The organism is Microcoleus sp. LAD1_D5 (assembly GCF_036702115.1).
Taxonomy (GTDB): Bacteria; Cyanobacteriota; Cyanobacteriia; order Cyanobacteriales; family Microcoleaceae; genus Microcoleus.
The window spans coordinates 1-12,406 of the sequence record NZ_JAUBSA010000031.1 but is presented as its reverse complement, the minus strand read 5'-3'; the positions used below and the strand labels follow the sequence as shown (position 1 = coordinate 12,406).

11 protein-coding genes are annotated in these 12,406 nt (G+C 46.3%); 3 read left to right on the top strand and 8 right to left on the bottom strand.

The window, feature by feature from the left end; translation table 11 throughout:
- Positions 1 to 140 precede the first annotated feature (140 nt).
- Positions 141 to 1,163 carry an Npun_R2821/Npun_R2822 family protein gene (locus tag QUA70_RS14970; RefSeq protein WP_333324049.1) on the top strand — a complete coding sequence of 341 codons (1,023 nt, stop codon included), beginning with the start codon at positions 141 to 143 and terminating at the stop codon, positions 1,161 to 1,163.
- Positions 1,164 to 1,177: 14 nt separating this feature from the next.
- Here QUA70_RS14970 and QUA70_RS14965 read toward each other — a convergent pair whose 3' ends face one another.
- From QUA70_RS14965 to QUA70_RS14950, 4 genes are all read right to left on the bottom strand, one after another.
- Positions 1,178 to 2,128, bottom strand: a complete 951-nt coding sequence (locus QUA70_RS14965) for an NAD-dependent epimerase/dehydratase family protein (RefSeq protein WP_333348201.1) — start codon at positions 2,126 to 2,128, stop codon at positions 1,178 to 1,180.
- 193 nt (positions 2,129 to 2,321) lie between these two features.
- On the bottom strand, positions 2,322 to 2,696 hold the full coding sequence (locus tag QUA70_RS14960) for a hypothetical protein (RefSeq protein ID WP_333410484.1): 375 nt from the start codon (positions 2,694 to 2,696) through the stop codon (positions 2,322 to 2,324).
- Between the two features lie 211 nt (positions 2,697 to 2,907).
- Positions 2,908 to 4,584, bottom strand: coding sequence for an AarF/ABC1/UbiB kinase family protein (locus tag QUA70_RS14955; RefSeq protein ID WP_333348207.1), 1,677 nt, complete (start codon positions 4,582 to 4,584; stop codon positions 2,908 to 2,910).
- A 405-nt stretch (positions 4,585 to 4,989) separates the two neighbouring features.
- Entirely contained in the window at positions 4,990 to 6,147 is a 1,158-nt protein-coding gene (locus tag QUA70_RS14950) for a DegT/DnrJ/EryC1/StrS family aminotransferase (RefSeq protein ID WP_333348210.1), read from the bottom strand.
- 127 nt (positions 6,148 to 6,274) lie between these two features.
- Between QUA70_RS14950 and QUA70_RS14945 the strand changes: the two genes are divergently transcribed.
- Entirely contained in the window at positions 6,275 to 7,054 is a 780-nt protein-coding gene (locus QUA70_RS14945; RefSeq protein ID WP_333348213.1) for an ABC transporter permease, read from the top strand.
- A gap of 159 nt (positions 7,055 to 7,213) precedes the next feature.
- On the top strand, positions 7,214 to 7,852 hold the full coding sequence (locus tag QUA70_RS14940; RefSeq protein WP_333348216.1) for a Uma2 family endonuclease: 639 nt from the start codon (positions 7,214 to 7,216) through the stop codon (positions 7,850 to 7,852).
- Positions 7,853 to 7,911: 59 nt separating this feature from the next.
- On the opposite strand, the gene QUA70_RS14935 is transcribed toward QUA70_RS14940, so the two are convergent.
- From QUA70_RS14935 to QUA70_RS14920, 4 genes are all read right to left on the bottom strand, one after another.
- Positions 7,912 to 9,801, bottom strand: coding sequence for a hypothetical protein (locus QUA70_RS14935; protein WP_333348219.1), 1,890 nt, complete (start codon positions 9,799 to 9,801; stop codon positions 7,912 to 7,914).
- A 159-nt stretch (positions 9,802 to 9,960) separates the two neighbouring features.
- Positions 9,961 to 10,635, bottom strand: coding sequence for a nitroreductase family protein (locus tag QUA70_RS14930; protein ID WP_333324066.1), 675 nt, complete (start codon positions 10,633 to 10,635; stop codon positions 9,961 to 9,963).
- 121 nt (positions 10,636 to 10,756) lie between these two features.
- The gene (locus tag QUA70_RS14925) at positions 10,757 to 11,740 is read right to left on the bottom strand and encodes a GntR family transcriptional regulator (RefSeq protein ID WP_333324068.1); all 984 of its coding nucleotides are present in this window, start codon (positions 11,738 to 11,740) and stop codon (positions 10,757 to 10,759) included.
- A gap of 209 nt (positions 11,741 to 11,949) precedes the next feature.
- Positions 11,950 to 12,406, bottom strand: a 457-nt coding sequence (locus QUA70_RS14920; RefSeq protein ID WP_333348222.1) for an adenylate/guanylate cyclase domain-containing protein, incomplete at its 5' end; no start/stop codon positions are given.

Here is a 12,406-nt window from a genome sequence, read left to right as displayed (position 1 = left end):
CACACAGCGATTGAAATCTCTAGCAACGCAAGCACACAAACCAACTCCACGCGGAGTAATAAATTAACTGGTTTCCATACCGGCCTAGTAACGAGTAGAATTATTCAATCTAAAATCTAAAATTTAAAATCTAAAATCCGATGGCTGATGGCATTTATATTCTAGCAAACGATGTTGTTTTTGACCACTTAGTCGCTTTATTGAACAGTCTCGAAGTCAATGGGGCCAAAAATATTCCTGTTTGCATCATTCCCTACGATGATAACTTGAAAAAAGTGCGATCGCACTTTTCTACCCTACACAATGTCACCCTGTTTGAAAATACCGATTCCATCCATTTCTGGGAAGACTTTGCGACTCAAGTTTGGACATCTCACCGCAAGGCTCAAAAAGTTTGGCAAGCCAAAGGTTGGCAGCAAGTTCACTGTTTGAGAATGCACCGAAAATTTTGCTGTTTTGACGGCCCTTTTGATAAATTTGTCTATTTTGATGCGGACACTCTGCTAATGGGTTCTCTGGATTACATCTATCAAAAACTTGATGAATTTGATTGGGTAGCCAACGATTTTCAATACAAATCTGACCTCAATTATGTATTTGATTTATCATCTCCCAAACTAGCCGAAATTTTCAATCTTGGTCAACTACAATCTCATATTTTTTGTGCTGGTTGGTTTGGTTCAAAAAAAGGTATTTTAAATCGAAATAACTCAAGCCAACTTTTAGATAAATTGACTTCAGGAGAAGCACAAACTTTGTCTTTGCGGGGAACTGACCAACCTTTATTTAACTATTTAGTCGCCCGCAGCGGCATCTCTTGTTATAACTTTGCTTATCATCAACCTGCACAGGTAACGGGCAATCATTGGTCTTCTCAATTTGATGTGATAGATTATGTTCTATACGATAAAGGGCGGCGGTTGACTTACTTGCACTACATGAGTATTTCTGCTGCAAAGTTTACTCGATTGTGTGCTGGCGAAGATGTTGAGATTCCCTACCGAGACGTATTTCTGCACTACCGATATTTGAATTCGCCGGAAACACAGCCAAAACTCGCGCCTCCAAATTGGTTGGTTTGCTTGCAGAGAAATCTCAAAAGTTGGGGAAGTCAAAAAGTTAACAATTTTCAATTTAAGCTGCGGAATTTCTGGGATAGATAGCATCTAACTGTACTCTAACTGTACACAGACTGAATCCACTCCCATTCGCGCCTTAAACCTTCTTCTAAAGCAACCTGCGGCTGATAACCTAAGATTTTCTTGGCTTTAGACACATCCGCGCTAGTGTGCCGCGCGTCTCCCCTCGCAGCTTCAGTAAAATCTATCCGAATAGGTCGATCGACAATTTTCTCTATTGTATCAATAACTTCTTTCAAAACTACCCGACTTCCCCCACCAATATTAAAAACTTCCCCCGCAGCTTCCGGAACCTCAGCCGCCGCTAAATTCGCCGCAACGCAATCGCTGATAAACGTAAAATCTCGCGTTTGCAATCCGTCGCCGAAAATTGAAATTGCCTCGTCAAACAAAATCGACTTAAAAAACTTGTGAAAAGCCATATCGGGGCGCTGTCTCGGCCCGTAAACAGTAAAATAGCGCAGCGAAGTAGTCGGAAGGCCGAAATTCTGGTAATAAAGCCCGCACAAACGTTCACCGGCTAATTTCGTAATTCCGTAGGGAGAAACCGGCTGCGGACAAGCGTTTTCATTCGTGGGAAAAGATTCAGCATTGCCGTAAATAGAAGAAGAAGAAGCATAGACAAACTTTTGCAATCTGGGCGCATTTCTTGCAGCTTCTAACAATACTTGGGTGCTGTTAATATTGCGTTCCGTATAGCTGCGAAAACCGTCACCCCAGCTAGCACGAACTCCTGCTTGCGCCGCCTGATGAAATATTACCTTAGCATCGGATAAAAGCGATCGCCAATTTAGAGACACAATATCGCCTTCCACCAATTCAAAACCCGGATACTTTTCAAATCGTGCAATATTCTTGCGCTTGAGATCCTGATCGTAATAATCGTTGAACTCATCAACACCGATCACCGTCTCGCCTCGATTTAAAAGAGTTTCTACTAAGTTAGAACCAATAAACCCCGCCGCACCCGTAACAATTAAAATACTCATTCGATTTTAGATTTTAGATTTTAGATTTTAGATTTTAAAACTTTTACACAAATTATTGCCTAAGTTGTCATTTTATGCTTTCTCTTCCTCTGCGTTCTCGGCGGTTCCAAAAGCCTCAAATTAGGATAATCCTAGATAACTAGAGAACTATCAACCCCCTTCCTTCTGATAAAAAGAGGTTGATAGTTAACTTTCATTGTTCAAAAGAATCTAAATCCAGCGCTTGGGAACCTCCCCGTTCTAACTCGATCAAAAGCTTACCCAACTGAGTCCAAACCAGCCACCCAGTGAGTAACGTCAGTGGCAAAGCTAGGGCATAAGAAAGTAGTTTTGGGAAGCCAAAAATCTCCATCCCCGAAGCTAAAAATACACAAATTCCGGCCGCCATTCCCAGAAAAGGTATGACCAATTGCAGCCTTGGCAGGTTAGCCAAGGTGCGAGTAGAACGATTTTTAGACCACTGTTGTACGGATTGTTTGAGAGTTGCTTCAAATGCTACACCGGAGGCCATACCTGCTAGTAATCCAGCCGACATTAAAAAATAGGGAGGTTCTGGAAAATAATACACGAATAATTCCTTAATTGGGGTAATTTGGGTAATTGGGAATTGGAAGTGGGTAATTGAGATCTGGGAATTGGGAATTGGGAATTGGGAATTGGGAATTGGCAAGAGTAGAATTATTTTTCTTCCTTCTTCCCTCTTCCTTCTTCCTGACATCCGTTACATCCGTTACATCCGCCCTTGCTAATCCGTTGCCGAACTTCCTTCTTCCTTCTAATTAAAATCGAGTTAACGCCGCTGCTCCTGCTGTGGAAAAATCCGTTAAAGCGCCTAGAGCAACGTTGAACAGGCGACCGGGCTGCAAATCTTCCTTGACTAAGTTCCACAGGCTGCGAACTTCTTCGGTGTGGAGGCGATCGTCCTCAATCAAAGCTAACATTAGCTGGCGTCTCAAAAACGACCCTTCCTCGGACAGCAAGAATTGCAAGCCTAGTTGTGCTGTGGGTAGCAGGTCGAAACTACGATCGGACCTAGCGATCGCGATCATGTCCTCCAACCTGTTCCACTGGAATTTGCCATCTTTGAATAATACCTCAATCAGACGCCGCCGCAGTGCCGGAGATTCTCCGTTCAACAAACGCCGCGCTACATAAGGATACCCCACCTCAACTATCTTGAAATCGGGATTCAACGTCAGCGCCAAACCTTCTTCTGTCACCAGAGAGCGAATAATTAAGGCAAATTTCGCCGGCACTCGGAAAGGATAATCGTACATCAACTCCGAAAACTGGTCTGTAACCGTCTTGAAGTTAAAATCTGACACCTTTTCGCCGACGATATCGCCTAGTACAGATTCCAACGCCGGAACGATCGGCATAATATCTGTATCTGGAGTCAAAAAGCCAAGTTTGACAAAATCCTTAGCTAACTCTAAGTAATCTTTGTTGATCAAGTGAACGACAGAATCAACCAAAGTTTCTTTAGTTGTTTCTTCCATCTGATCCATCATCCCAAAATCAATGTAAGCCATGCGGCCGTCCGCTAAGGCAAACAGATTTCCCGGATGGGGGTCAGCGTGAAAAAATCCGTGTTCCAGCAACTGTCGCAAACCGCTGCGGACTCCGACTTCAATTAAACTATCGGTATCCAAACCTGCGGCTTTAACACGTTCTATATCTGTCAGCTTGATGCCCTCAATCCATTCGAGAGTGAGAACGCATTTTGAAGTATAACGCCAGTAAATACTCGGAACTTTTACCGTCGGGTCGTCGGCAAAATTTGTAGCAAATTTCTCGGCGTTGCGGCCTTCATTGATATAATCAATTTCCTCGAACAATTTGATACCGAATTCATCGACTATTAAACAAAGGTCGTGACCGAGATTCAGCGGCAACAAGGGGCCCAACCATCCAGCCGCCCAGCGCATTAAATAAAGATCGAGGCTCAAGACTGGCAGCAAATTCGGTCGCTGAACCTTGACTGCTACTGCTTCCCCGGTGAGGAGGCGAGCTCGGTAGACTTGACCCAGACTTGCCGCGGCGACAGGTTCGGGGGAGATTTCGCTGTAGGTTTCGCTAATTTTGCGATCGAGTTCCGCTTCAATAATCTCGAAAGCGCGCACTGAGTCAAACGGCGGCAATTGATCCTGAAGTTTGATCAATTCTTCGAGAAAGTCTTTGCGGATCAAATCCGGTCTGGTAGAAAGGGCTTGGCCGACTTTAATGAAAGTGGGGCCCAAGCGAGTGAGTATTTGTCGCAGGTGGGTGGCTCGTTCTGGCTGGTGTACTGCGACTTCGTGCTGCCAACTGTCCCACAGCATCCCCAGCACGAAGCCCGCAAAAGACCAAATAACGGTAATTGCGCGCCAAATTGCTTTCCAAGGACGGTTGCGGTAATACTGAGCGATCGCTTGTGGATCGTAGCGTCTAGCCTGAGTGAATTGATACTGAGGCACTCGTTTATTTTCCTCTTATCTTCTGAAAATTACAGGTTAAATTGAGAATTGGGCATCGGCCATCGGGCATCGGGCATCGGGCATCGGGGATGGGAAGTCGAAAATTCAAACATTCTTTATTTTTCCTTCTTCCTTCTTCCGACTTCCATCGGGCTTCTTCCCTCTTCCTTCTTCCTTCTTCATCATTGACCGATCGCAAGTTTTAGGCGAGCGGAAAATGCACCCGTTCGATGCGGATTGCTAGCCTAAATTTGTTTCTTTTCATTAAATATAGTACATAAAAGTACAAGTGATCGGTCAAAATACTTAACGGCTCTCCCTGACCGGTGCATATTTTTACAGCACTGCAACCCTGCAATTCTTTTCTCCTCCTGCTTTTCCCTCGCTGATGCCATCGCGCCAAAGCTACCGGATGCGATCGGCCTTTGCCAAGCAATCTTTCAGACCATAAATCGTCCGCTCTTGTTGATCCCTCGACAGTTCCGGGAACATCGGCAAAGACAAGACTTCGCGACAAACTTGCTCAGCCTGTGGCAACTGACCGACAATATAGCCCAAAGATTTGTAAACAGGTTGCAGGTGCAAAGGTAACGGATAGTAAACCATCGAACCGATGCCGCATTCCTGCAACTGAGCCCGCATCCAATCTCGAAAATCGCCAGAGGGATTTTGCGCGTCTTCGGGACTTGTCAGCCGGATCGTGTATTGATTCCAAACTCCTTTTGCTTCCGGCAATTCTTTGGGGACGGCAACTCCGGGCACGCGGGAGAGAAATTCGCTGTAAAGTGCCGCTTTCTCCCGCCGCTGCGCGTTCCAACTGTCGAGATACCGCAATTTAATGCTGAGAATCACCGCTTGCAGGGCATCTAAACGGCTGTTGTAGCCGATTTCTTCGTAGAAATATCTAGAAGACTGTCCATGTTCTTTGAGCACTCGCATCGAAGCTGCGAGGGCTGGATCATTTGTCGTCACCGCGCCACCGTCACCGCAAGCGCCTAAATTTTTGGTTGGATAAAAACTGAAGCAGCCGACATGGCCAATGCTGCCGACTTTTCGAGACTGCCACTCGGCCCCGACAGACTGGGCGCAATCTTCAATTACGGCTAAATTGTGTCGAGTCGCAATTTCCATCAACCGAGTCATGTCTACCGGTTGGCCGAAGATGTGCACTGGCATAATTGCCTTGGTTTTGTCGGTAATTGCCGCTTCGAGGAGCTCGACATCCAGATTAAAAGTCTCGCTGTCAATATCCACAAATACTGGAGTGGCGCCGACGGCGCTAATTGTCTCAGCCGAAGCAAAAAAGGTAAAAGGAGTGGTAATCACTTCATCGCCGGGGCCAATGTTGAGAGCTCGCAAGGCCAAAATCAGGGCATCGGTGCCGGAGTTGCAGCCAACGCACTCGGAAACTCCAGTGTAGTCGGCGAACTCTCGTTCAAAACTCTTCACGGCGGGGCCGCCTACGTAGCCGCCAGAGGCAAGAACTTTTTGCACCGCAGCGGTTATCTCGTCGCCAATCTGCGCGTATTGGCGGGTTAAATCGAGGGGGGGAACATTATTCACTCTTCACACCATAAATTTCAAGCATTATCAAAGCAAATTCTTGCAGCAAAACTGTTTTCCAGAAACCTTTATTGCAATATCTTATATTTGGACAGGCAAACAATCACGTTATCGAAAGGGTGGCCCGGTGTTAATTGAGCTAGATTTTACAGATTTGGGTTGGGCTTTGGGGATGGTGGCGATCGCGATCGGGCTTTCGGCGTGGCAGGGATTGGGATTGGAGGGGGCGATCGCGATCGCCTCCGGGCGCACCCTGATCCAGCTAATCTTAGTCGGATACGTGCTCGCAGTCATATTTGATCCCGAGGGGAAAAATCCTTGGCTGGTTTTAGCAGTTTTAGCGATCATGCTGACAACAGCTAGCATGGTTGCCAGTAACCGCATCAGCAAAAAAATCAAGAACTTACTGCCCTTAGTTTGGGGTTCAATTTTTATCAGTACGGCCTTGACTCTCGCTTATACAAACTTGCTAATTTTGCAACCTGACCCTTGGTACGAACCGCAATACCTGATTCCTTTAGCGGGTATGATTTTGGGTAATGCCATGAACTCCGGGGCGATCGCGGGCGAAAGACTTGTGAGTACAGTTAATAGCAGCCAGTTAGAAATAGAAACCCATTTAAGTTTAGGTTCGACGCCGCAGCAAGCAGTAAAGCAGTACCGCAAAGATGCCATCAAAGCTGGATTAATCCCGCTTTTAAATACAATGACGGTGGTAGGAATCGTGACTTTACCCGGAATGATGACAGGTCAAATGCTGAGCGGTGTCAATCCTCTCGATGCAGCATCTTACCAGATTTTGATTATGTTTGTGTTAGCGCTGGCAACTGTAATCGCAACTCTGCTTTTGACTGAGGGATTGTCCCGGAAGTTTTTCAATCAAGATGCACAATTGATCAAATGGTAATAATGTGGAATTGGTAATTGGTAATTGCTAATATCATGTAGGTAATAACTTACATTTTGCACTATTTTTATGAACAGGCAAGATCCCTGTTCCACAAAGAGTGAGTTTTCTTGTGGGGTGGGCCGAAGAGCCCGCCCTGGTCATCAAGGATAAATAGCCATGATTCCAACTCCAAATCAACCAGTAACCTTTGAAAAATTTGTCGAATGGAAACCAGAAAACCGACGTTACGAACTGCACAACGGAGGGATTATTGAAATCGCTCAGCCACCGGGAAAACATGAAGAAGTTATCGGTTTCTTAGCCTCGAAATTAACTCTTGAATTTGTCAGGCTAAACCTTCCGTACCTAATCCCAAAACAAGCATTAGTTAAGCCGCCGGAAAACGAATCAGCCTATTCGCCCGATATTCTGATCTTAAATCGCCCAAATTTAGGATCAGAACCTCTGTGGCAAAAATGCTCAACAGTGAGTCAAGGCGCATCAATTCCGCTGGTTATTGAAGTAGTTAGCACGAATTGGCAAAATGACTACATCAGGAAGGTGGGCGAATACGAACTAATCGGGATTCCTGAATACTGGATTGTGGATTATCTCGGTTTGGGTGGCCGCAGGTTTATTGGCAATCCTAAACAACCGACGATCTCGATTTATCGGTTGGTTGATGGTGAGTATGAAGTTAGTCAGTTTCGGGGAGATGATAGGATTGAGTCGCCAACTTTTCCAGAGTTGAATTTGACGGCGCAACAAGTTTTTCAAGCTGGATTGACTGCGGATAAAATTGCTGGCGATGCGTGAGTGTAAATATTGCGATCGTTCTGACAGATTTTTCGCCCTCACGCACCCTACAACTACAACTACTTCGGTTCGTGACTCCCAATCCGCTTGCCTTCGCCATCGTACACCTGCATCGGGATTTTGGCGTTTTCGGCGATCGCCTCCAAAGCTTTTTGCAATGTTTGAACGTGCTGTTCTACAGCTTGGCGATTCTTCACAGCATTGTTGTTGTTTGCTTGGATGAAAGTTTGTTGCAATTTCTGCACGTAACCTGGAGTCATCTGCACGGCAATCAAACCTTTGCTAACAGTATAGTCGCAAATCTTGGGGTTGCCTTTGCAAGTTTTATCTAAATCGGTGCGGGCTTTTTGCAGGTTCCTTTCTTCCTGCAACTTTACTTCTGCTTGCTGCAATGAAGTTTTGTAGGAAGCGAGCAGCGGTTGGGCTTTCTGGGAATAGGAAGTTGCCGCCGGCACTTGCTCCGCGTAACTCAAAGCTCTTCGCCAGGATTCAGATGCTTTAAACCAGGCGTTTTTGCCCTCAAAAATTTGAGCTTCCGCTGCTAAAGTCACAGCTTGAGTATACGCATTTTCGGAAATTCCTTCGACACTTTTGCGCTCGCGTGCTTGTGAAAGTTTGGTTTCGTATTTGGGAACTAGCAGTTTAGCTTGTTGGTAAGATGTCGTGCTCGTGGGAATTTCTGATAGGATGTCGAGGGATTCTTCCCAACCTGCTTGCACTTGAGCCCAAGTCTCGGCTGTCTGAGCTACTGCTTCGCGAGCTTCTGCTATTTGAGCTGTACTTTTGGCGGCGAGCAGCGTTTTTTCGGCTTTTTTCTCTGTGCTTAACTGCCGATTTCCAGTTGCTAAATTCTTCCCGTATTCTTTTGTCTTTCTCTGAGCAAACGGATAAACTGGGCTGTCTGTGGGGATTTCTCCGAGTTCGGCGATCGCACTTTGCCACAGAGCTTGCGCTTCCTGCCCGTTCTCAGCAGAATAAGGCGGATTTTGGGTTTTCTGGGCTGCTGACTGTGCGAGGCGCGCTGCATCGATCGCAGAGTTTAAATTCTGATTTTGCGAACGGTAGCTTTCCAAAGCGCTTTGAGCTTCACCGCGATGAATTGACCAGGAGGGAATCGGTTCTAAAAGGGCGATCGCCTGTTTTAACTGTCGCTGCCCTTCTTGGGGGCTGTTGGCAACTTTTGACGTTTTCAGCGTCTTCGTCGAATTCTCGCTCAACTGTTTGGCATTAGCTAAAGCACTACATCCTCCGATGACGCAGGGCCGGCTCAGCATATAATAAGCGCCTGCCAAAACTAGCGCGGCAACACTGATGATTCCTGCTGCAGCCAGCATCGCAAACGGTGAATGCTTGGGTTTTTGGGCAACTGTTACCGCTTCCATATCCAGCGGATTGAAGGGATTGTCTGCAATATCTGCCGGGATTGCAGCTACCTTAAAGGCGATCGGATCGGAATTGCTGGAACTCTCAGACAAATTGGGGAAATATTCTTCATCCCACGCATCTTTCCCATCCGTTTCTAACGGTATCTCCTCCTCTACATCCGCCGCCTGGGCCACATTTTCTGTTAAGACTATCCCGGTTTCTTCTGCGGGGATATTCTCTGTTTTTTTGAACAACTGCACTGTTTTTGGTCTTGACAAAACAGGCTGGTGCATCGTAAAAGAATGGAAAGCATAAGGCTGTTTTTGCCCGGTAATTTTTAGGCAAAGTCCAATCTGTTGAATAGATTCTGGTTCTATTTCGATAATTGCTGCTTCTAGCACCGCAAAAGTCGGTTTAGCTTTGAGAACTAAACTGCGCGGGTGTTCTCCTACAACCGTTAAAGAGTCATCTCGAAAATCGCAACTGATATAAAGCGGTAAATTTTTAAATCCGGCTGCTTGCAAGTGCTTCTGCAATTCAACTTCGAGAATTTGTGCGTTGCTTTGTCGCGCTGCTACTGTCATACTTTTCCTCTGTCTGATATCACCACTTTCGGTTTTAGATTATTGGATTTTAGATTTTAGATTGCAGAAGAGTCGGGATTTTTGATTTGTTTGAACTTGGGCCCCGATTCATTCCCAATCTTAACTCTTAAAATTCAATTTTCCAAACAATCTTAACTCTCAAATCTCAACTTGCAAGGTCTGTCCATAACTTTCGCTGTAATACACTTGAGTCACGTCAAAACGTCCGCCGTATTGTTTGAAAGGTTCTGCTGCATAACCAAGCGGCAGCAAACAGCAAACATCTACTTCTGCGGGAATTTGAAAGGCTTCTTTCACCGAAGCCGCCACAAAACCTTCCATCGGACAACTATCTACTCCAAAGCTTTGAGCTGCAATCATTAAGTGAGCTACTGCGAGCATTGTATGCCTGTTTGTCCAAGTTTCTAGGGACTCGAAGCACGGGCGGTTCTCGAACAATTGCGGGATTGCTTGCCGCATATAACCGGCTAAATTGTCATTCATTCCGCCTGCGGTTTTGCCCAATTCGATGACGGCTTCGGTGTTTTCGGGTTGGGTGGCGCGCCGATCGCCGCAGCAGATTAATACTGTTGGGGCTTCTACTACTTGGCGCTGATCGAAAGCGCAAGCTTTTAATTTTTCCTTGCTGGCTGGGTCTTGAAGTACGATAAACCGCCAAGGCTGCAAGTTGTAACCGGAAGGCGATCGCACTCCCAACCGCAAAATCTCTGCCAATATTGCTGGGGGAATGACATCGGGTTTGAAGCTGCGGGCGGCCCGGCGGCTCTCGATCGCGGTTTTAACATTAATTGAAGGTTGGATTTCAATTGTCATGGATAATTGGTAATTGGTAATCGAGAATTTAGAATTGGTTATTGGAAATTAGAACAACAACTATCAACTGCAAACGGTCAACCGTCAACCGTCAACTGTCAACTGTCAACTGTCAACTGACTTACCCCAAGCCCAACTCGCGCTTGAGCAAATTAATCGACTTAGAGCCGATGTAATTTTCGGAGCATATCAGTTGCGGGGGACGAATAATATCTTCTCTAGCCGCATTGATGGCAGCTTTTACTGTAGCAAAACTCGGTTGGTCGCAAAAAATTGTTCTGGCCGATCGCACGATCGAGTTAATCTTGTAGGCGTCTGACAGCAATGCCGTCATCACCAGCAAATCCTCTCCCCGGATGCTGTGGATGATGACTTCGGTCGATCGCAGCATACCCGGGCTCAGGCTGACTAAGCCCAAATAACTGTCTTTCGGCAAACCCCCCACTAACTGTATCTCCTGAACATAGTCGTAGATGTCTACAGGAATGACTCGCACCGAACGCGGTGCCGAAATCGATTCTGCTTCTCCGATAAAATACCGGCTGGTAATCACAGTTCCCGAAGAGATTTGATCCAGAAAAGTACCTAACTCTTCCATCGGCACCAACTGTATGGGAATGCGAAGAGCTTGTTCGAGTTCTTTCGCCATCAGCTCACCCACGCCGATGTCTTCTGTGGGGGCTGTGACGACCACGCGGGCGCTGCACCTGAGCCGCCAGTCAATTTCGGCCAAAAATAATTCCCTCGCTTGGTTGAGCGTACAGCCTTGTCCCAGCAGTTGATCCATACTTTCTTGCACTATTTTGTTGGCAAGGGGATATTCTTCGAGGATCGGGGATTTGAGTTTGCTGCCGCCTTCGTGGCCTTGAGCGCGGACGTAAATGCCCGATCCTGCTTGGGCTTCTACGAGTCCGGTATTTTCGAGCTGGCGGTATACTTTGCTGATGGTGTTGCGGTGCAAACCTGTCTGCATGGCTAGCTGTCTGGTGCTGGGCAAGCGGTGTCCGGGCGGAAACTGTCGCGAGGCGATCGCAAACCTGATTTGATTGAATAGTTGGGTGGATGCTGGAATATCGCTATCTGTTTGAATATGAAATTGAACCATTATTAAAGGCTCCGACGACTTCAACTTAGTATTTATATAACGTCGAGTACCGCGCCTAGGATTGCTCCGATATCTCTGTCTATAGCATAATCTTATTTGGTTGATCTGCAGCAGCCGTTCTGCCACAGGGCGATCGCGCCTGCGAGGCGATCGATCGCAGCCTCGGGAATTTCCCTCAACAATTAGGTACTTTCAAGTCTTAGTTTTATTTACTCTGCAATTTTGAGATCGCTTGCTGTTTTTGGGCCCATCAGGAAATAAGTTTGCATTTCCCCTTTACCTTTAATCTCGATCTCGCCACGATCTTCAAATTCATATTTATCCTGCAGCAACTCATAAGTATAGTGGCTGACTTGAATGCGACCTGGTATGCCGTGAGATTCCATGCGGCTGGCTGTATTCACGGCATTTCCCCACAAATCGTAAATGAATTTTTTAGTGCCGATTACCCCCGCTACCACCGGCCCGCTATTAATCCCGATGCGGAGATCAAATTTCGCGTCTAGCTTCACATTTAATTCCTTAATTGCTGCTAGCATATCCAGCGCCATTTCGGCGATCGCCTCTGCGTGGTCTGGACGTTCAATGGGCAGGGTAAGCTCATCTAATTTGGTATAAATTGTACTTGACAAAAAGGGCAAGATATAAAGGAACATCCTGTCAATA